Consider the following 22,193-nt stretch of genomic DNA (forward strand, 5'->3'; position numbering starts at 1 on the left):
CCACCCCCTGCGATGGATTAAAGTAACGCCCCCAGCCCCGGCGTTATCCGAACGCCTGTGGCCACCCTTTCCAGGAACAGTCATCGATGGAACATCGTGAAGCGCTGCTGGCGCTGCGAACCTTTCTTTCAACGCAGATTCTCGGCCAGGAAAAACTCATCGAGCGCTTGCTCATCGCCCTGCTCGCCGACGGCCACATGCTGGTCGAGGGTGCTCCGGGCCTGGCCAAGACCAAAGCGATCAAAGAACTCGCCGAGGGCATCGAAGCCCAGTTCCATCGCATCCAGTTCACCCCGGACCTTTTGCCGGCCGACATCACCGGCACCGAAATCTATCGCCCGGAAACCGGCAGTTTCGTGTTCCAGCAAGGCCCGATCTTCCATAACCTGGTGCTGGCGGACGAAATCAACCGTGCTCCGGCCAAGGTGCAATCGGCCCTGCTTGAAGCCATGGCCGAGCGTCAGGTCAGCGTCGGGCGCAGCACTTATGAACTGTCGCCGCTGTTTCTGGTGATGGCCACGCAGAACCCGATCGAACAGGAAGGCACCTACCCGCTCCCCGAAGCGCAGCTCGACCGCTTCCTGCTGCACGTGAAAATCGGTTTCCCGGACGCCGCCGTCGAACGACGGATCCTGCAACAGGCCCGTGGCGAAGCCCTGAACGGTGAAACCAAGCCCGAGCGCCGGGTCAGCCAGCAGGCAATCTTCGCCGCACGCAAGGAAATCCTCGGTCTGTACATGGCCGACGCCGTGGAGGAATACCTCGTGCAACTGGTCATGGCCACGCGCAACCCGGCCAAGTTCGATCCGGAAATGGCCGAATGGATTGCCTACGGCGCCAGCCCGCGCGGCTCCATCGCCCTCGACCGCTGCGCCCGTGCCCACGCCTGGCTGGCCGGTCGCGATTTCGTCAGCCCGGAAGACATCCAGGCCGTGCTGTTCGACGTATTGCGTCATCGCATCATTCTCTCGTTCGAGGCTGAAGCCGCCGGCATCGACCAGGATCGGGTGGTGCAACGGATTCTCGACGTCGTCGCCGTCGCTTGACCCTCATGAACGCCTCACTGCCGTCCGAACCGGGCATTCGCATCACCCTCGCCGAATTGATCGAGATGCGTCATCGCGTGCGGGAAGTGCAACTGTTTTCCACGCCAAGCCAGCGCAGCCCGCTGATCGGCCTGCACCATTCGAAATTCCGTGGCCGTGGCGTGGACTTCGATCAGGTGCGGGTCTACCAGGCCGGCGACGACGTACGCACCATCGACTGGCGCGTGACTGCCCGTACTCAAGAGCCGCACACCAAGCTGTTCCACGAAGAGCGCGAGCGGCCGATCTTCATCATGGTCGAGCAAAGCACGCGGCTGTTCTTCGGTTCCGGGCTGATGTTCAAATCGGTGCTGGCGGCGCAGGCCGCGGCATTGATCGGTTGGGCCGCGCTGGGCCACAACGACCGGGTCGGCGGACTGGTGTTCGGCGACAACGAGCATTACGAAATCAAGCCGCGTCGCAGCAAGCAAAGCCTGTTGCAATTGCTCAACCGTCTGGTGAAGGCCAATCAGTCGCTGCACACCGAGCGCGAGCCGGATCGCGATGCGTTCGGTGTCGCCCTGCGCCGGGCACGGGAAGTATTGCGCCCGGGCAGTCTGGTGGTGGTGATCTGTGACGAACGGGCCCTCAGCGACAGCGCGGAGCAGCAATTGAGCCTGCTGTCGCGCCATTGCGACCTGCTGATGCTGCCGCTGTCCGATCCGCTGGATCACGCCCTGCCCGCCGCCGGGCTGCTGAAGTTCGCCGAACGCGGTGCGCAACTGGAGCTCGACACACTGAATTTTGATCTGCGCCAGACCTACCGCGCCCAGGCCGAAGCACGCATCGCCCGCTGGGAACTGCTCGCGCAGAAACTGCGGGTATTGCTGATGCCCTTGAGCACCCAGAGTGAAATGGTCGAGCAGATGCGCGAGTTCCTCAACCCGCAGCGTCCGGGGAGCGTTCGATGAACGGCCTCGAACAACTGCAACCGCTGATGTCTCCGCCACCGATTGCCTTCTGGCCGCCGGCGCCGGGCTGGTGGCTGCTGCTTTTGTTGCTGCCGCTGATCGGTTTCGCCCTGTGGCGCTTGCGCCGGTTCATTCCGGTCAAGAAGAAACCCGTCGTGCGCGCCGAAATCCCGCTCGATCCTGTGCGCATCGCTGCACTCGCCGAGCTGGCACAAATGGTCAAACCCTACGACGGCGCGCCGGCCGGTGCCTGGCTGCAGCAGCTCAACGGCCTGCTCAAACGCCTGTGCCGCAACCATTACCCCTACAGCCAGAGTCATACCCTCAACGGGCGCAAATGGCTGGCGTTTCTCGACAACCGCTGCCCCGCCGCCGGCCTGACCCGCTGGATGGTGCTGGTGGAAGGCGCCTACAAGCCCGAGTGCAAACTGGACGACAAGGCCATCGCCGGCCTGACGCAGGCTGTCGATACGTGGATCCGCAAGCATGTTTGAGTTCGCCTGGCCGTGGATCTTTGCGCTGTTGCCGCTACCGTGGCTGATGCGCCTTGTGCTGCCAGTGGCGGACAGCGGCGAACCGGCGTTGAAAGTGAGCTTCCTCGGTGATCTGGAAGGCCTCGCCCGTCGCCGTGCCCGGGCCAATCTGCCGGCCTGGCGTCAGCAGGCGCCGTTCATGTTGCTGTGGCTGTTGCTGCTGATCGCCGCCGCCCGTCCGCAATGGCTCGGCGAACCGCTACCGATTGCCGCCAGCGGTCGCGATCTGCTGGTGGCGGTGGACGTGTCCGGCTCGATGGACTTTCCCGACATGCAATGGAACGACGAAGACGTCAGTCGCCTGTCGCTCGTGCAGCATCTGCTCGGTGATTTTCTGGAAAGTCGCGACGGCGACCGGGTCGGTCTGATCCTGTTCGGCAGTCAGGCCTATCTGCAGGCGCCGTTGACTTTTGACCGACACACCGTTCGGGTCTGGCTCGATGAAGCGCGAATCGGCATCGCCGGCAAAAACACCGCCATCGGTGACGCCATCGGCCTGGCCCTGAAACGCCTGCGCATGCGCCCGGCGCAGAGTCGGGTACTGATTCTGGTCACCGACGGTGCCAACAACGGCGGCGAAATCGAGCCGCTGATCGCCGCAAAACTGGCCGCCAATGAAGGTGTGAAAATCTACCCCATCGGCATCGGTGCCGATCCCGAGGAAAGCGGCGCCACGGCACTGCTCGGCGGCAACCCGACCCTGGACCTCGACGAGCCGGCACTCAAGGCGATTGCCGACGCTACCGGTGGCCGTTATTTCCGTGCCCGCGACGGCAAGGAACTGCAAGCGATCAAGGACACCCTCGACCGACTCGAGCCGGTAGCCCAGCAACCGACCGAGGCTCGCCCGGCACAAGCCTTGTATCACTGGCCGCTGGCGCTGGCCTTGTTGCTGAGCATTCTGCTGGTGGCTCGCGAACTGTGGCCGGACAACCCGCTGCAACGCCTGTTCACCAAGGAGCTGTATCTGCAAAGTCCGCTGCCTGACTGGCGCGAACGCCTCAAGCGTCTGCGTCTGCGGAGGCGCCGATGATTGCGCTCTGGCCGCACTGGTTCCGTCCGTGGTGGCTGCTGTTGTTGCCACTGCTCGGCTGGCTGATCTGGCAACTCTGGCATCGGCAGAAGCGCGCCGGGCGCTGGCAAATGATTCTGCCGCCGGCGTTCCATGCCGCACTGCTCAGCGGTGGCAACGGCCGCGACAGCAAATTGCCTTGGGTTGCGCTGGCCGTCGCTTGGCTGCTGACGGTTGTAGCGCTGCTCGGACCGAGCTGGGAGCGGGTCGAACAGACCAGCCAGAAACCGGCCGATCCGCTGGTGGTGGTGCTGGAGTTGACTCCGGAAATGCTCGCCACCGACTCGCCGCCGACCCGTCTGGAACAGGCCCGACGCAAGCTGTTCGATCTGCTCAAAGCACGCAGCGATGCACAGACCGCCATCGTCGTTTATGCCGGCAGCGCCCATACGCTGGTGCCGCTGTCGGATGATCTGGCCACCAGCCGCAACCTGCTCGACGCCCTGAAGCCATCGCTGATGCCGGAGAGCGGTCATCGCGCCGACCTCGCAGTGAGCAAGGCGCTGACGTTGCTGGAACAAGGGGCGCTTGGTCAGGGCCGTATTCTGCTGATCGGCTCTTCCCTTTCGGAAGAAGAACGCCAAGGCATTCGCCGCGCATTGAGCGGGCAATCGGCGCAACTGCTGATGCTCGGCATCGGCACCGCCGAGGGTGCGCCGATTGCTCAGGAGGACGGCAGCTTCCTCAAGGACGCCCAGGGTGCGATCCGCGTGCCGCAACTCGACAGTCCCGGCCTCGGTGCCTTCTTGAACGCCGTGGGTGGTGAATACCACAGCGCACGACTGGACGAATCGGACCTGCGCAGCCTCGGTCTGCTCGACGGCCCGCGCAGCCTGCGCAACGATGGCCAGACCCTGCGCCTCGATACCTGGGCTGATCAGGGTTACTGGCTGCTGTTGCCACTGTTGCTGCTCGCCGCCTGTGCCGGTCGCCGTGGCTGGTTGTTCTGTCTGCCGCTGCTCTTTTGTCTGCCGCAACCGAGCTACGCTTTCAATTTCGAAGACCTGTGGCTACGTCCTGACCAACAGGGCCTGCATCTGCTGAAACAGAAGCGTCCGGCCGAGGCTGCGCAACACTTCGAAGACCACCAGTGGCAAGGGCTGGCGTTGTACGAGGCCGGCGATTACAGTGGCGCCGCCGAGCGTTTCGCCGAAGGCAGCGATGCCCGCGCCCACTACAATCGTGGCAACGCCCTGGCGAAAAGCGGTGAACTGGAAGCGGCCATCGACGCCTACGAACAGGCGCTGGAGCTGCAACCGGATCTGCGTCCGGCGCTGACCAACAAGACGCTGGTGGAAAACCTGCTCAAGCAGAAAAACACTCCGCCGCCGACCGAGCCAGAGAAGCAACCGACGCAACAGAACCTGCCGGGCGACGAACCACCGCCCGCCACTGCGCCACCACCGGCGGTGAAAAATGATGCGCAAAGCGAGGCCCAGCCGGCGGAGCCAGCCAGCGAACCGCCGCCGACCACTCCGCCACAGCCCGGCCCCAACGAATTGCCGGACAGCGCGCCGGACGCGGAACCGAATACGGCCCCGACGCTGAGTCCCGGCGAGGACAACCTCGAAGGCGAGCAGCGTCAGGCACTGGAACAATGGCTGGGCAAGATCCCGGACGACCCGGGCGAACTGCTGCGACGCAAATTCTGGTACGAACAGCAACAACATCAGGATCAGGAAAACATTCGATGACCCGTTTCACCGCTCTCTTGCTGCCCCTGCTGATCTGCACGGCCGCCGCTCAGGCGGCCGAGCTGACGGCCAGCGTGGATCGCAGTCGCCTGAACTCCGGCGAGACGGTGGAACTCACCCTCGAATCCAACGATGTCACGCAGTTCGGCAAACCTGACCTGACCCCACTGGAGCCGCTGTTCGAAGTGCGCGGCACGCGGCAGGTCAACCAGCTCAACACCCTCAACAACGAAAACCGCGCCACCACCCGCTGGATCATCACCCTGTTGCCGAAACAGAACGGCAGCGTGGAAATTCCGCCGCTGAAACTGGGTGAAACCCAAAGCCAGCCGATTACCGTGCAAGTGGTCGAAAGCGACGTTCACGAAGAGAAGAATGCGCTCGATCCGGTGTTCATCGAGTCCAGCCTCGACCAGAGCAGCGTCTATGTGCAGGCCCAGGCCGTCCTGACACTGCGCATCTACCATTCGGTGTCGCTGTACGACGACAGCAGCGTCACCCCGTTGCAGATCACCGATGCGCGGGTCGAACAACTGGGCGACACCCGCACCTACGAAAAAGACATCAACGGTGTGCGCCACGGCGTAATCGAAATGCGCTACGCGATCTTCCCGCAACACAGCGGTTTGCTGACCATCACCCCGCAAACCTTCAGCGCCACACGGGTGGACACCCAACCCGCCAAGGACGCCAACGCACAGGGTCCGAAAGCGGGCAAAGTGTTGCGAGTGACCTCTACGGAAATCCCGCTGACGGTCAAACCCAAACCGATCACTTATCCTGCCGATGCACCGTGGCTGCCGGCCCGCAGCCTGAGCCTGAGCGAAAGCTGGAACCCGGAACCGGATCACACCCAGGTCGGCGATTCCCTGACCCGCAGCCTGACCCTCAAGGTCGAAGGCCTGGCCAGTTCGCAACTGCCCGCCCTGCCCGCCACCGAGGCCACCGGCCTGCGGCGCTACCCGGACCAACCGGTGCTCAATAACCAGAGCAGCGAGCGTGGTTTGATCGGCAGCCGTGAAGAACGCGAAGCCCTGGTGCCGAGCCGCAGCGGTTCAATCGAACTGCCGACCGTCGACGTGGTGTGGTGGAACACTTTCGAAGATCACCTGGAACACACCAGCCTGCCGGCCCGCACCCTGCAAGTGGTGAACAACCCGAGCCTGCAGGTCGACACCCCGGCCGGCACCGCGCAATCCTTCAACACCGCCGACAGCGAAGCGCTGTGGTGGTGGAAACTCAGCACGCTGATCCTGGCCTGCACCACCCTCCTCGGCTTCGGCCTCTGGTGGCGCGCCCGCTGGCAACCGGCAATCCTGCGCGCCGCCCAAACCGGCCCGAGCCCGCGCACCCTGCTCGACGACATCAAACGCGCCAGCCAGGCCAACGACCCCCACGCCACCCGCCAGGCCCTCGACGCCTGGGCTCGCCAACAACCGGAAACCCTCGCAGAAATGGCCGCGCGCTTTGTGCCGCTGTCGGATGCGCTCGACGGGCTGAACGGCGCGCTGTACAGCGAAACCGGGCAGCATTGGCAGGGTGAGGATTTGTGGCGGGCGATTAGGACGATTCCGACGGCGGAGCGGGTGCAGGATCCGGTTGGCGATAGTGGGTTGCCGCCGCTTTATCCGAAGTAGGCCATTCCCGGCTACGCTCAGTCGACGCCAGTAAAGTCCACATAAACAGCCTCGACGATGGCGTCCTCCTCACCTATTTCAGGTGCGTAGAACCGCAGGCCCAGACGGGCCACATCGAAGCCTGAGTTATTGAAAACCAGAAACTCGCCTTGCTCCGTCAGGAACTGCTGAACGACGAGTACCTCTTCGCCTGCCAACCGCTAACCGCGCCAAGAAAGTTGAGCCCATTTCAGAAACTCAACACCGACGACCTTCAAGGCATTATCGAAGTAGACGTGCAATCCCAAATCGTCATATGCGTCGGTTGGGATAGCGGAATCCGGACTTTTCAAAAACTCGTCAAAAGGGCTTTCAAGGGCCGACCTCGAATCGTCACGGGTCATACCTGCGTGAATCGGCCCAAGGTCTCCTGGGCCGAGCAGGTGAAAATCAATTGTCATTCATTAAAGCCTCTTGATCCGGACAAATCCCCCTGTCGCCCGAGTTAACAGTAAGCACTGCTTGCTCATACCCCTCAAGGTCATCGCTCAACAAGAATTCATCAGGACGGAGCACATGAACCTTGACTGTTGCACCGAATTCGTCGTTTGAAACGCTCCCCTGAAGAACACCCGGCAGACCGGATTTATTCCATTGATCAAGGACCAGGGACAACCAGGAAATAGCGGTGGCTAAAAAATCAGCACTGACATAATCATCAATATGAACCGAGTTGACGAAACACTCATAGCCGGTTCTATCAGGAAAGCTATCGAGGTTCATATGACTTTGAGGATTCAGGGCTGCGATAAAAATACAACCATCACGCTCGACAAAACCAGAACGTGCAATACGGCCCAGCTCACCCTCCAGAACAACGTGTGGGAGGTCAGCCAGCAGCAACTCCATCGCCTTGTTAGCTTTCACAGAATTCCTCAAACGCCAGCTCACATTCTCAAGCGCTTCGGCTAAAGCCAAAGCGCTCCTTGACAGCTCAGAATCTACACTTGGAACATCAATCATCGCCAATATCAATTAAAGGGGACATAATCATTTAATCAAATAAATCCGCCCCCCCTTTTTATTTAGTCTAAACAGAACACCTGCTTCTTATATCCCTGCATCATTCATAGTTAAACTTAGTCGTGACTTGCCCACCTTCACGATAGGCCATGACAAAAGACAACCATGGCTCACCACGCCGAACCGCATTGGCTTTTAGTTCTTTCACCAAAAAATACAGATCTGAAATATCAAAATCAATTTCCGCATCTGTCACACTGACACCATCCTTTTCCACTTCCAGTTCGGCTTCCATATAGCTTTCACCCACTTCCACCTCGTAGCGAAATGCATCATAGCCATGAACTATTCCACCTTCGATCATCTGAAAAATCTTTTTGACGATCTCTAAATCTTCCGTAATCACTCTATTACCTCTGGAATTCTTCGTGCTTCATTTTCGAAAACCACGAACTTTGTTTTCCGTTAATGGTGTAAAAAACCTGTAGTGAATCAGGCCGAATTGAACCTGGGTCTTCACGTTTAAATCTAACCGTTGTCATCCCCACTGTCTGACTTGGATCATCGAGTGCATCTTTGATCCTATTCTCATAGAACTTCTTGTAAGCTGAGTTATTAAAATTACGATCCTGTGAGAAAAGGGGACAGATTTATTTAATCATCTCTCTTTAATTAAACAAATCCGCCCCCCTTTCTTCCTTTTTCTAAACCCAATAAATCTGTCCCCTTTTGCCTCAGCCCCCTTTTACCTCAATAATTAAACTCCGTCCGCACCTGCTCCCCCTCGCGATAATACAGAGTAAATGACTTCCATAGCTCACCACGCTTGACTGCATTCCCTCTCAATTGCTTAACGAGAAAGTAAACTTTAGAGTCATTAAAATCGGCTTCCACCCCCCAATCTTCCACACCGTCCTTTTCAACGCACAGTTCGCTCTCCATATAATTTTCATGAACCTCGGCATGATAATGAAAAGCATCATACCCACCAACAATACCAGCCTCAACCAACTCAAAAATCTTTTTCACTATTTCAATATCTTCACTAATCAATTTATAACCTCCGGAATCTTATTTGCTTCATTTTCAAAGGACAAAGTTTTGATTTTTCCATCAACTGTATAGCTGAGTCTAAGCGTGTCCGGACGTATAGAACTCGGATCATTGCGGAAAAATTTTATAGTTGTCGTCCCAACCGTTTTGGAAGGATCATCGAGGGCTTCCTTGATTCGATTCTCATAAAACACTTTGAATGCTGAGTTATTGAAATTCCTGTCCTGTGGAAACAGATTATATTTATCGCATGTACCGCCTTGGCTACACGCCTGTGCATGACCTCCCACGTCGGTGTCACGCCCTTCCTTTCCGGCCTCCGTCTGCCTCTTGTCTCGAGGCACCTTTTCCTTGGTCGGGGTAAAGGTCAGTTCCGCTACCATACCGTGACTATTGGTGGTAAAGGTATTTCCGTTATCTAGCTCATAGCGAGTATTAGGGCTTCTCGCACTTGGGTTGTTGAGAATCTCGTACTCATGAGTACCCTTTTCTGCACCGGAGGTCTGGATCTTGACCACTTTATCAACTTTGAGGCCGACGTCTGGCTTGATCACGGGAGGAACATCCGGCTTGCCGTCTGGTCCGTCCATCCAGCCCTTGCCAGACGTTTCCGGCTTGGGATCGATAACCATCGGATCACTGGTTTTCCCGCCACCAGGCCCTTTATTACCCACAATGCTGAAGACTTTACCGGTTACAGCACCGGCCATGTTACCAGCCGTGCCCAGAGCGATGTTCAACAGAGTCGAAGCCCCGCGAACGTAGATGTCGCCCTGCTGTTCGCCCACACCCAGTGCTAGCAATTTCTTGAAGGTGCTGTCGCTTTTTTCGAGGTCACCTGTACTTTTACCGCTGAGTTCGCTGGCCAGCGTTTTGGCCAAGGCGTCTTTGGCCGCATCTATTTTGTCGCCGAATAATTTGGCGATCAGAATATTGCCCGCCAGACCAAGAGCCACTTTTGCCGGCCCCATCACAGCCTGAATACCCAAACCCAATAGCTGAACTTGCTCCTTGGGCAAAGTATCCATGTAGCTTTGAAGTCTTTCTGCCTCCATCAACAACTTGCCGCCCGGGGTATTCGGAGTCAGCCCCTTCAACCCGGTGGCACGGTTTTCTCCGTCGGTGTCGCGGTAGTGGCTATAAACCGCATCTTGCTGGCCCCCCCCATCAAAACCGCAACCGCCTGAATCGCTGCAGTCTTGTTGTTTGGAGAAGGCGGCAAATGCCTGCGCATACTTCTGAATAACAGCGATATCCGCCGGTTTCAGCTGATTGATATCTCCCGGCTTCTGACCGTTTCGTACCAGATTTTTGGCGATGTTAAGGGCCAGTTCATCACCCAGCTTTTCGCGTGCCGATGCCGGTATTTCATTCAGGGATACTTGCTGAGCCTGAATATTTTTCCAGACTTGATCCACGACCTCGACCGGCCCGGAAATCAGGGTCTGCGCAGCCTCAAATGCTCCCTGAGTATTGCCTGCATAGTTTTCTATGCTGTCCTTCCACGAGCGCAAGGTACCGGAAGTATCGAGTACGGCATCAAGCGAGGACTTGGTCACGTACAGATCCGTACGGGTCTCCTTGTCCTTGGTGATGACATAGGCGTTGTTGACATCACGGTTCAGTCCAGCTGTTGAATCCTTGCCGGTTTCGGCATCCTGACGCACCACGATTTCGCCGGCGCCGACGGTTCCCCGCACGATCTGCTCACGATCCTTATCGTGCTTCCAGCCATTGACGCTCCAGCCAGCCTCGCCTTCCTTGCCCTTGCCAACCTGACTACTATCCTGGGCACCACTACCTTTACCGGCGGTGTAACTGCCGCCGACGTTCAGGTAGTAACCGTGCTCCCTGTCCGAGCCGGCGATATCACTGAAACCCAGCGTGCCTGTGTCCAGTTTCAGGTTGCCGTTGTCGGCAGCGATCAGCGCACCGTCCAGTTGGGTGTGTTTTTCGGTGCGGATATCAACCTTGCTTTTACCGGTGATGGAGGTTTGCTGTTCGACCCAGTTGGTCTTGCCTGTGGTCTGGCCATAACCCACCGAGCCACTGACACCTGCACCCGGGCCAAAAGTAGCGGTTACGCTGACATCGAACTCTTTACCCTTGACCTTTCCGGTATCGGCCACGGAAGAGACGTTGAGGTCACCGCCCACACGGCCATTCACCTCATCGCCCCGCAACGTGGCGCCAGCAATGTTGGTGTCCTTGCCGCTGGTGAATCCCAGTCGATCTCCGGCGTAAAGGTAAGCCTCCTGTTGGCGCTCGCCCTCTCGATCCAGATTACCCTTGCCGATGTTGACACTGGCGTAAACGCCGATCCCCTCGGAACCGAAAACCAGCCCCGCCTCACCGCCACCGTTGTGCCGGTCGCTCTGGCTGCTGCTGTCGTTCTGTGCCGAGCGGATATTCAGGTCATTGAAAGCGTTGAGTTCGATATCGCGACGGGCGATGACCTGAGTGCCAATCAGGTTCAGGTCATGGCTGGCTTGCAGGTTGACATCCCTGCCAGCGCCGAGCTGAGTGGGTGTCGACGTGTCGCGAACGCCATCCTCGGTAGCTACGCCATAGCTGCCGCCGGCGCCGATCTTGAAGCCGCCACTGGTGCCACCATGAAACCCACCCCAACTTTGAGTCTGCGTACTGTCCTGAGTAACACTGCCCTTGGCGACATCGAACGTCACATCACGCCCCACGACATTGATATCGCGTCCGGCCTGGAACTTCGCACCGTTGACCGTTACGTCATTCTTGGCGTTGAGGTTCAGGTCGTGACCCGCATTCATCGTCGACGATCTGTTGCTCTGTTCGATGGTCTGGTGATTGCTGGTCTGTTTGCTGTTGCCGAACTTGGCGTCCATGGTCGGCCCGGACACGAACTGACCAACCGCATCTACACCTTTCAGGACGCTTGAGCCCTTGCTGACGTTGTCCTCACCCTTCCCTGCGCCATTGACTGCGTTTTTGGTTTGGCCGTAGTTATGATTCAGGCTGGCGGTCAAGCCATTACGCCCGGCCTCTTGCTCCTGTTCTACCAACAGGGTTTCACGACCCGCATCGATATTGATATTGCGCCCGGCGCTCAGGTCGATGTCGTTGTTTGCCTGCAAGTCCGAGCCGATCTGGTTGATATCTCGATTGGCAGTAATCGACAGATCCTGACCCGCACTGATCTGGCTGGCAGTACCGGTCTGCTGTTCACGTCGATTCTTGTCCTTGAGGCTGTCGGTACCGCCGAAGAAGCTCACGCCATTGGCATTACTGGAGATGCCAGCGCCTGATTTCTTGGACTTCGACCATGCCTGCTCGGAACTTTCGTTGGACGCTGCCGCAACGTTGACGTCTCGGCCGGCGTTCATGCTGACGTGGCGACTGGCGTCGATACCGCTGCCCAGCATGTTGATATCACGCTCAGCACTAAGGATCGTGTCACGCCCCGAACTGACCAGGCTGCCCACACTTGTACTGCTTTGCCCCTGCTGCCCAGCGGAATTGGACGAGGAAAGCGTAAGAAAACCACCCGAATACGATTGGCCAATTTTCTTTTTGTAGGCTTCGCTGTGGTTATAGGCAGTGTCATTAGCCGAAAGCAGGTTGATGTCGCCCGTTTTATCTACCAGACCAGCGCGGAACTCGACATCGTTGCCAGCCGAAGCCTTACTGGCCTGAAGCGTAAAGTCTTTACCCGAAGCGACAACTAGATCATGTCCCGCTTCCAGCTGGCTGGAGACCTGAGTGGTACTGTTTTTGATTGCGCTGTTACCACTCTTGGAAAGCCCGAAGGAACCCTTTTTCGTGGTCTTGCTGTAGTCACTGTGTTCATCCACACCCGAGACCACAGTGATGTCATTCAAGGCACCCAGCACAACGTTGTTTCCGGCTTTCAATTGACTGCCGATCACCGTCAGATCACGGCCACCTTGCAGCGAAACACCGCCCTTGTCCGTCAGGCTCGCATTCACTGTCAGATCATGCCCGGCCTCAATCACGGAATCGACGTTGGTGCTGTCGTAGGTTCCGCTCTCAGTGGTTTTGCTTTTGCCGAACGATCCTTTTTTCTTCTTGTAGTGATAGGAGGAACTTTCGTCCTCGGCAGAGGCGACGGTGATGTCCTGAACGGCCTTCAGGCTTACATCGTTTTCAGCCTTGATCCGACTGGCGATAATCCCCAGGTCATTCCCCGCGCTCAATGCAATATCACGCCCGGAATTCAGGACTGATGCCTGTTGGGTGATGCTGTGCGTTTCGTTGGCGTACTTCTTCCCGCGCGAGACGTAGTCGCTTTCATCAGCGGCAGACGTAATGAGGATGTCCTTGCCGGCATCGACCTTGAGATCGCGCTTCGCATCCAGCCGACTGCCAACAACCGCCACATCACGATCGGCACTGATCGTCAGATCCCGCCCGGACTTCACCTCTGCCCCATGCTGGGTGATGGTCTGATTGAGGAAGTTGCTGCCTCGACCCGTGGTGCTGCGATCCTGTACCGAAGTAATGTTGATGTCACGATCCGCATCAAGCTCCATGTCGCGACCGCTTTGCAGCACACCGCCGATGTTGTTGATGTCTTTGCCGGAGTTGATCGTCAGGTCATTGGCCGCTTCGATCCGTGAGGCGTTGTCCAGTACATCGCGGTGGAACAGGTTGCCGCCACGGTTGACATCGGTGCTGAACACGTCGCGCTGGTTGAGCACGCTGCCGTTGGTGGCGGTCAGCGTGACATCCTTGCCGGAAATGATGCCGCCGGACTTGTTGATGATGTCGTTGCCGGCCTTGAGGGTCAGGCGGTCGCCGGCTTCGATCAGGCCGGCGTTGGTGAGGTTGTTGCCGGCCTCGGCCGACAGGTTGTTGGAGGCGCGCAAGGTGCCGGCGTTGTTCAGGTCGCCGCCGGCAATCAGGGTGACGTCACCGCCCTGGATCAGCGCGCCGTTCGGCGCCAGGCGGTTGTTGGCCTGGGCCAGGTACAGCACGGGCACCAGGACCTTTTCGCCGTTCACTTCGTGCTCTTCGAGCCAGACGATGTCGTGAGTCAGCGCCGCCACTTGCTCGGCGCTCAGTGTCACGCCGAGGGACAGGTTGAGCTGGTCCTTGCTGGTGATGGCGTTGTTCATCAGATACTTGAACATCGCTTCATCGGAGGTCTGACCGTCGATGAAACGCTGACCTGTACGAGCAACGACAGCCTGCTGCACCAGTCGCTGTTCAAACAGACCATCGCCCAGACGTTTGGCGCTGGTGTCGGGGTCGTAGCCGAGCTTGCCCAGCAGGTAGTCCGAACTCATGAACGACTTGAGGTTCGTCAGTGCCGGATTGGTCTCGATCAGGTATTTGTGCGGGTTGGAGCGCACGCTGGTATCGGGCAGCCCCTGCACGCGCGGCACGTCGAACGACGCCTGGCCACGGTTGGGTGCCAGTACGCCGACCGGGCCGTCACCGGCGACCGCGTTGACGTTGATCAGCGCGGCTTTGTCGTTGAGGTTCAGTGACGGGCGCGAGGCCAGAGTCAGGTCACGTTTGTTCGTCGAGACCGGATCATTCTGGTCGAAGTGCAGTTGAGTCGTTGGTCTGTCGGGCATGCCGTCCGAACGCTGGGTAGAGCTGGCAGAGAGGGTGCCGATGGTCCAGTCGCGACTGGCGACGAGGTTTTGTTCACTACCCTCCTTGCTGCTCAGATGAAACAGGCCGTTGTTGCCGGTCGGCAGGGTGAAACCCGGCAGGGTCAGCGGGTTGACCTGTTGTTGGGCAAGATCCGGTGGCAACTGGGAGTTGATGCGGATGACCGTCGGAATCACCCCGCCACTCAGTTGAGTGGAGCCCATACGAGAGACACCCGCAGCGGCAGCGTTTCCGTTACGGACGACACCGTTGTCGAGTTTGTTGGTTGCGTTGATGTAGACGGTGCCGCCTGCTTGAACGACCGCGTTGGCACTAGCCGTCGGACTGCTTTCGGTAATCTTCGTGTCGAAGGGTACCGCGTTCTTGATGATGGCCGGGGCTTCAGTACGCACGCCTGTGTCATAGCTTGGTGCAGCGTAACGGAGTTTCCCCGAATCGTATTCGATAGCGATCGAGCCGAACGTGAGGTATCTAGTTGCCTCACGACCACCTTGACGCCCTCCTACTCGGGTAAGCGATTCGACGTTATTCATGTCCCAGGTATGAATATTGGGAACCATCGCGCCTTCACCGTTCAAAAACCCTGCTGTCTCCGAGTCGTAATCCGGATCGTTCGCGGCGTTGTAATTCAGGACGTCCTGCCAGAAGTTCCAGCCCCGGCTTGCCTTGGGTGCATCAATCCAGCGCGTGACGGTGTAATCCCCGACAGTGGCCCCCTGGTTGGTAAAGTTCTGTACGTTGAATGTCATGTCGCGGCCGGCGCTGACTACCGACGCGTCATTGATGAACTCGCGCCCGTTCCCGGCAAGATTGCGCCCGGCGATCAATGTGCCCGCTGCCGAATCCTTGACGATGGTGGAGTGATATTTTTCTTCCCAGACCAGGTGGCTGGGCAGGCGACTCTCGAAATTGATGCCACTGAACGAAGTACAGCTGTAGCACCGAACGCCAATTGTTCCCGAAACGAGTCCACCACCCGCAGCCACCTCAAACACATCCTTGCGGTTCTCGATGTGATCCGCCGCCAGGCTCAGGTCACCGGTGCTCTCGATGGTCCCGGAAATGTTGTTGATCGAGGAACTCCAGCCATTGCTGTCGTCCCGGGCGATGCTGATGTTGCCGACGCCATAGATGTCGGCATAACGGTTGGTCAACGTACCGACCCGCAGGGCCATGTCATCGCCGCTGAAGATCAGCCCGTTCTGGTTCAGCAGGGAATTGCTGTTGATCCGTAGCTTCCCGCCGCCGCCAAGGGTGCCGTTGTTGACCAGAGAATCGGCATTGACGGTCAGTCGATCAGCCGAGGTGATGCGCCCGAGGTTGGTCAGGCTGCCGCGACTGGTGATCGTGACCCCGGAACCGCCGGTGATACTGGCAGACGAGGTCAGGTCAATCTGCGACGCAGCGAGCCCCATCTCTCCAACACTACTGATCCGGCCATTGCCGTTGTAGCTGCCCCCCAACTGGATATCCATGCCGCCATCACTGGCAATCAACCCGTCGTTGTACCAGTTCACCCCGTGCCCGGTGAGCTGGTTCGAGGCCAGCACCTGGCCGCTGGCCGTTTGCATGAAGTTGTTGACGTTGAGCGTCAGGCGCCCGGCCTGGATCACGCTGCTGTTGGTCCAGCTGTCGGCGTTGAGGGTCAGGCCGCCACGGGTCACCAGCGAGCCGCCGGCGTTCATCACGTTGGCGGTGGAGATATCGAATTCGCCTGTGCCCACATGGGTCACCGCACCGCCGGCGTTAAGGAAGCTCGGCGCTGCCAGGGTGAAATCGGTATTGGCGGTTTCCACCAGACCGTTGCGGTTGTCGAACAGGCTGCCGATCTGGAAATCGGTTTTACCGCTGGAGCCCAGGGCACGCAGTTTGCCGCCTTGGTTGTCGAGGTTGGTGGCACGTACGGCCAGAGTGCCGGCGCTTTCGATCAGACCGCCACCGTTGCTCAGACCCGCCCCTGCACCAAGGTCGATGACGCTGCCGCTGACCTGGCCGGCGTTGTTGTTCATCGAACCGGAGGCGACTTTCACCAGGCCCCTGGCGTAGATCCCGCCCCCGCTGTTGTCGAGGGCATTGCCGCCCGAGTCGAGCAGGATGTCGCCGCTGTTGGCTGCGATACGACCGCCGTCGCTGTAGATGCCACCCAGCGCACGCAAGTCGAGACGACTGCCTTCGATCTTGCCGCCTTGGCCATTGCGTAACACTCCGGTCAGGCGGGTTTGCAGCAAGCCCTTGAGGCTGGACAGCACCCCGCCACGGCTGTTGAGGCTGGCGGCGGTGATGTTCAGATCGCCGGTCTGGGCGATGAATTTGCCGCCCTGATTGTCGATGGCGCCGTTGCCGGTGCTCACGGTCATCGCGGTGAAGCTCTGAACCGCGCCTTTGCCATTGTTCAGTGCAGCGGTGTTGATGGTCACGCCGGCATCACGGCTGGAAATCAGGCCATCAGCGCTGTTGTGCAGGGTGCCGTCGGCGGTGAGCTCAAGTTGGCCGTTGGCCGAAATCGTACCGCGCTGGCTGTTGTTCAGATCGCCGTGAGTCAGCAGGCTCAGCAGGCTTTCGCTGATCAACTGGCCGCCACGGTTGTCGACGCTGGCAGAACGTTTGATCACCAACGGCCCGGTGCTGCCAAGCGCGCCGTTGACGTTGGTCAGTGCGCCGAGCAGGTCAAGCGTGACGCTGTCCTTGCCGACAAGGCTGCCGTTGCTGTTGCCCAGTTGATTGCCGGTGAAGGCCAGCGCTTTTGTGGCCGTGATCCGACCGCCGTCGTTATTCAGGGTGGCCGCACGGATGTCGAGGGTATCGCCGCTTTCGATCAGGCCGCCGGAATTATTGCCGATCGTGCCGCCAGTGATGGTCAGCGTCTGCTTGCCACCACTGCTCACAATGCCGCCGGTGTTATCCAGGTCGGCAGCCTTGATGGTCACCTCGCCGACGCCGCCCAGCCCGCCTTTGCTGTGGTTGATCAGCACACCGTTGAGGTCGATGTCCAGGTTGCCGAAAAGACTGGATACGCTGCCTTCCAGGCTGTTGTCGAGGGTGTTGCCGGTAACCTTTACACCCTTCCAGCCCGACACCAGACCGCCCTGATTTTTCAGGTCGGTCGCAGTGAGGGTCAGTCGATCGTTGCTGATCAGGTTGCCGCCGCGGTTATCCAGACTGTTGCCGGTGAGGCTGAAACTGTTGACGCTGGAAATTTCACCCAACTGGTTATTCAACGCGCGCAGCGTGGCGATGCTCAGCACACCTTTGCTGTTGATCACACCGCTCTGGTTATTGAGGTCGCGCAGATGCGCAATGCTCAGCAGGCCTTTGCTGCTGATCAGACCGTTCTGGTTGTTCAGATCCTGCGCGGTGGTGCCCAGATCGATGGCCAGGCCCGAAATTCCCACCAGTGTTCCATCCTGGTTATCCAGCCCCTGACTGTTAAGGGTCAGTTGCTGCGCGGCCTTGATGCTGCCCTTGTTACGGTTGCTCAAGAGGCCATCGACCGTCACGTCGAGATCGCTGTCACTGAGCAAGACACCGGCCTCGCTGTTGTCCAGGCTCGCCGCACGAATCTGCAACGCAGCCGCGGCGATCTTGCCTCTGATCGAAGTCAGGACCTTGTCGATGGTCAGGGTGAGTTTCTGGTTGCTCAGCACCTGGCCGCCACTGTTGTCCAGCAACGTAGCGACCAGATCAAAAGCCTGTTGGCTGGAAATTTCGCCGCCACGGTTGTTCACCGCGCCGAAGTTCTTCAGCAGCAACCGGCCCGGTGCGGTCACGTAACCGTCCTGGTTGTTCAGCGCCCCGCCGTTCAGATCAAGGCTAAGGCTGCCCGTGCTGAACAGCTTGCCGCCCTGCTGATCGAAACCACGCAGGTTGGCCACCAACGAATTGGCCGCGCCGAGGCTGCCGCCAGTGCTGGTTACCTGGCCGGCGCTCAACGACAGTCGATCGGCAGCGTAGATACTGCCCTGACTGTTATTCAGAGCCCCGGTGGTGATGCTCAGCAAGGTCTTGCTGCTGATAACGCCTTTTTGCTGGTTATCCAGCGCGCTGCTGTTGAGCGTGATAGCGGTGTCGGTGAGCAGTTCACCGCCCTGGTTACTGACGGCACCGCGAGTTTGAACGGTGAGATCCCTGGCGCTGGATACCTTGCCGCCATTGTTGTTCAGGCTTTGGGCATTGATAGCCAGCGCACCCTCGCTGATCAGGCTGCCCTGATCGTTGTTGAGGTCCGACGACAGTGTGATCGCCAGATCGCGTTGTGAGGTCAGGCGACCGCTGTTTTCCAGCGTCTGCCCGGTCAGCGAGAGCCCGGTGTCGCCGGACATCAGGCCCTTGTTGTGGTTGATGACCTGGCCGACCGTCAGCGCCAGATTGCCGCCGGCGGCGATGTAACCGCTGTCGCTGTTGTCTAGCCAGGCACCGATCAGGCTCACACCCGCCTTGCTCGACAGTTCGCCACTGCGATTGTCGAGACGGTCAACGGAGAGTTTCAGCGCTTTTGTGGCGCCCACCAGACCTTCCCGGCGGTTGTCCAGACGCGCCGCCATAAGCTTCAGGCCGCTATCGGCGATGACCACACCGGCCTGGTTATCGAGCAGGTCGGCGACGGTCAGATCCATTTCGCCGCGACTGCGAATTTCGCCCTCGGTGTTGTTCAGGCTGGCGCTGCGGCTGGCGAGGCCAGCGGAAATGATCAGGCCTTTGATGTTGGTCAGCGCGCCCTCCACGACGAGGCTGAGCCTTTCGTTGCTCAACAGTTTGCCGCCGTCGTTGTTCAGGCTTTGCGCATTCAGACTCCAGGCTTTGGCAGCGGAGATTTCACCGGTGCTGTTGTTCACCTCGACAAGATTTTTCAGCAGCAGCTGCCCGGGGGTGTGGATGTTGCCGCGCTGGTTGTTCAGCAACCCGTGGTTCATATCCAGGGTCAGGTCGCCGTTGCTGAACAGTTCGCCTCCGTCCTGCTCCAGCGAGGTGACTGACACGTCGAACTGCTGCTGGCTGCCGATGGTCCCGCCCGAGTTGTCCAGGTGTGCGGCTTTCAGCACAAGCGTACCGTCGGTGGCAAGGCTGCCGCCCCGAAGGTTCTTGAACTTGCCGGTAGTCAGCGTCGAGTCAGCCTTGGCGCTGATAATGCCTTGGTCGCTGTTGTCGAGGCTGGCACTCTTGAATGTCAGGCCTTTTTGCGAAGCGATCAGACCACCCTGGTTCAGCACCGAGCCGGTCGAGGTCAGTGCCATCGCCTCAAGGCTCGACAGCTTGCCCAAGCGGTTGTCGAGGCTGCCGAGGTTCAGGGTCAATCGGCCTTCACTGCTGATCAGACCGCCCTGGTTGTCCAGGGACTCCTCGAATGCCAGCTGCAAATAGGACTGACTGACAATCCGCCCACCGACGTTACTGATGCCGATACCGCTCAGGGTGCTTGCGCCCTTGCTGAAGATCAGGCCGTTGGTGGCGTTGATAATCTGCGCGACCGTCAGGCCCAGCGTGGTGTCGGACAACACTTTGCCGCCTTCGCTGTTATCCAGGCGCGCACCGTTGACCCGCAACGCTTGCTGGCTGGAGAGCGAACCACCACGGTTGTCGATCTGCTCGAAGTTCACCGTCAGATTTTTCAGCGCGCCGACCAGGCCATCCTGGCGGTTGTCGAGGCTTTTACCGGTGAGCAGCAGATTACCTTCGGCGACCAGTTCGCCACCCTGCTGATCGAGGCTGTCGATGGTTGCCTCGATGTCGCCCTTGCCGGAAATCCGCCCTGCCGCGTTGGCTACTTCTTTGGCTTTCAGGCTCAAAAGCCCGGTCGAAGTCAGCAGACCGCCGTCGCGATTGTCGAGTTTGCTGCCTTCGAAGGTCAGTGCTGCCTTGCTTTCGAGCCGGCCTTTGTCCCGGTTGTCCAGATTATCGACCAGTACTTTCAGCGCCTGATCAGCGCGGATCACCCCACTACGGTTGTCGGTGTTGGCGCCGCTGACGGTCACGTTGCCGAGGCCAGAGATTTTGCCGACGCGGTTATCCAGGCGAGCAGCCTGGACATCCATGGCGCCGTTGGCCTGAATCAGGCCCTTGTTCCGGTTGTTCAACTCTCCGCTGACACGAGTAGTCAGAGTGCCTTCGCTGATCAACTGGCCTTGCTGGCTGTTATCGAGGTTCTGCGCCCGGACAGTCAGGGCGGTCTTGCCTGCGAGCTTGCCCTGGCTGTTGAGCAGCGTACCCGCGTTGACGTTGAGGGTCGTGTTGCCCAGAGCAAGACCACCGTTGCGGTTGTCCAGCGTGCCAGCGTTGATCGCAGTGGTCTGGCCGCTGAGCACGCCGCCCTGGTTGTTGAGGGTCTGCGCAGCGGTGACCGTCAGATTACGGCTGGCCACCAGACCTTTGCCGTTGTTGACGACAGTTTGCGCACTCAGGCTCACATCACCGTTGGCATTACGACCGCCATCGGCATTCACCCCGGCTTCGATGACGCCACCGTTGGTGATTTGCCCACCGGCGCTGAGGTTGATGCTGTCCCGGGCTGCGAGGGTTTGCTGGTTGTTCAGATTGCCCTGGGTTTGCACGTTCAGTGCCGTGCCGGCGTAGATCGGACCACGCGCATCGAGGCTCGCAGCTTTGACGTTGACTGCGCCTGCAGCCGCCGACACATCAACCATGCTCAATTGACCGTTGGCATCGAGCTGGATGTCTCCGCCGCTGGCAATCAGCTTGCCGTCGAGCTTCACGCCGACCCCGGCTTCGGTGCCGACCAGTTTGATCGCCCCGGCATACATGCCGCCCAGTGCCGAAGAGTCGATGGCCAGTTGGGGTTTGACGCTGCCGTCGTCGGCGCGGGCCGTGGCGTTGAGGTTGTCAGCGTTGACGTCGTTGCGACCGGCGACGATAGCCAGGTTTTTCGCCTGGATCTCGGCGTTGATCTTTGCGCTGCGGGTGATGATTTCGAAGCGGTCGACGTTGGTGGCATTAAGGCCGGCGCCTTCGATGGCGACGGAGCCCTGATCGACCTGAAAACGATCCAGCCGGCCTGCGCCATCCAGCACCGGTTTACCGGTGGTCAGCGTGACCCGTGGCGAGTTGATGAAACCGCAACCGTTGCAGGTAATGCCGTACGGGTTGGCGACGATCACCCGCGCCGACTGCCCCGCTACCTCGGTGTAGCCACGTAACTGGCTCGGGTTGCCGCTGATGACTTCGTTGAGAATCGCCTGAGCCGCTACCCGATTGGTCAGGTGGGGGTTGCCGACGATGATCCCGCCCAGTTGCGTCTGCCCGGTCTGCGCCGCCACGTTGTTGAGGATGACGCCCTGCGCACCGACGTTGTAGTCATGAAACTGGTTGTGCGACAGCCCCGCGCCATTGGGCGTGGCGATATTAATGATCGGCACGCCATTGCCCGCCTGGCCCAGGCTCGTGCCCGGATTGGCCACCACGATACCGTCCGCCTGTGCCCACATCGGCTGCCAGAACATGACGTTGGCCAGCAGGAACGCCAGCCCGCGCTTGGGCATGCCCCAAAAGGTATCGCGATTTTTTACGGCCGCAGAAGGCTGGCCAGCCATGAAGGTCAGGAGGCGAATTTCCATTTCAGAATCTCGGGAGCAGGCATGA

Annotated in this window: 11 protein-coding genes; 6 read left to right on the plus strand and 5 right to left on the minus strand. The window is 59.3% G+C overall.

What is annotated here, in order from left to right; translation table 11 throughout:
• Positions 1–86: 86 nt before the first annotated feature.
• The 6 genes from NWV16_RS15635 to NWV16_RS15660 are packed head-to-tail and all read left to right on the plus strand — an operon-like array spanning position 87 to position 6,932.
• Positions 87–1,046 carry an AAA family ATPase gene (locus NWV16_RS15635; protein ID WP_065259871.1) on the plus strand — a complete coding sequence of 320 codons (960 nt, stop codon included), beginning with the start codon at positions 87–89 and terminating at the stop codon, positions 1,044–1,046.
• A 5-nt stretch (positions 1,047–1,051) separates the two neighbouring features.
• On the plus strand, positions 1,052–1,996 hold the full coding sequence (locus NWV16_RS15640) for a DUF58 domain-containing protein (protein WP_260519785.1): 945 nt from the start codon (positions 1,052–1,054) through the stop codon (positions 1,994–1,996).
• On the plus strand, positions 1,993–2,490 hold the full coding sequence (locus NWV16_RS15645) for a DUF4381 domain-containing protein (RefSeq protein ID WP_260519786.1): 498 nt from the start codon (positions 1,993–1,995) through the stop codon (positions 2,488–2,490). The genes NWV16_RS15640 and NWV16_RS15645 overlap by 4 nt, the downstream gene beginning before the upstream one ends.
• Entirely contained in the window at positions 2,483–3,562 is a 1,080-nt protein-coding gene (locus NWV16_RS15650) for a vWA domain-containing protein (protein ID WP_065259868.1), read from the plus strand. The genes NWV16_RS15645 and NWV16_RS15650 overlap by 8 nt, the downstream gene beginning before the upstream one ends.
• On the plus strand, positions 3,559–5,295 hold the full coding sequence (locus NWV16_RS15655; protein ID WP_260519787.1) for a tetratricopeptide repeat protein: 1,737 nt from the start codon (positions 3,559–3,561) through the stop codon (positions 5,293–5,295). Before NWV16_RS15650 ends, NWV16_RS15655 begins: the two co-directional genes overlap by 4 nt.
• Positions 5,292–6,932, plus strand: a complete 1,641-nt coding sequence (locus NWV16_RS15660; RefSeq protein WP_260519788.1) for a BatD family protein — start codon at positions 5,292–5,294, stop codon at positions 6,930–6,932. The genes NWV16_RS15655 and NWV16_RS15660 overlap by 4 nt, the downstream gene beginning before the upstream one ends.
• 17 nt (positions 6,933–6,949) lie before the next feature.
• Here the strand turns inward: NWV16_RS15660 and NWV16_RS15665 are convergent, their stop codons facing one another.
• From NWV16_RS15665 to NWV16_RS15685, 5 genes are all read right to left on the minus strand, one after another.
• Positions 6,950–7,129 carry a hypothetical protein gene (locus NWV16_RS15665; RefSeq protein WP_260519789.1) on the minus strand — a complete coding sequence of 60 codons (180 nt, stop codon included), beginning with the start codon at positions 7,127–7,129 and terminating at the stop codon, positions 6,950–6,952.
• Positions 7,130–7,361: 232 nt separating this feature from the next.
• Positions 7,362–7,934, minus strand: coding sequence for a hypothetical protein (locus tag NWV16_RS15670; protein ID WP_260519790.1), 573 nt, complete (start codon positions 7,932–7,934; stop codon positions 7,362–7,364).
• A gap of 100 nt (positions 7,935–8,034) precedes the next feature.
• A complete protein-coding gene (locus tag NWV16_RS15675; RefSeq protein ID WP_260519791.1) occupies positions 8,035–8,340 on the minus strand; it encodes a hypothetical protein in 306 nt (101 codons plus the stop codon).
• Positions 8,341–8,684: 344 nt separating this feature from the next.
• Positions 8,685–8,987, minus strand: a complete 303-nt coding sequence (locus NWV16_RS15680) for a hypothetical protein (protein WP_260519792.1) — start codon at positions 8,985–8,987, stop codon at positions 8,685–8,687.
• Positions 8,984–22,168 carry a hemagglutinin repeat-containing protein gene (locus NWV16_RS15685; protein ID WP_260519793.1) on the minus strand — a complete coding sequence of 4,395 codons (13,185 nt, stop codon included), beginning with the start codon at positions 22,166–22,168 and terminating at the stop codon, positions 8,984–8,986. The genes NWV16_RS15680 and NWV16_RS15685 overlap by 4 nt, the downstream gene beginning before the upstream one ends.
• Positions 22,169–22,193: the final 25 nt, after the last annotated feature.

Source organism: Pseudomonas sp. BW7P1, assembly GCF_024981055.1.
GTDB classification, from domain to species: domain Bacteria; phylum Pseudomonadota; class Gammaproteobacteria; order Pseudomonadales; family Pseudomonadaceae; genus Aquipseudomonas; species Aquipseudomonas bananamidigenes.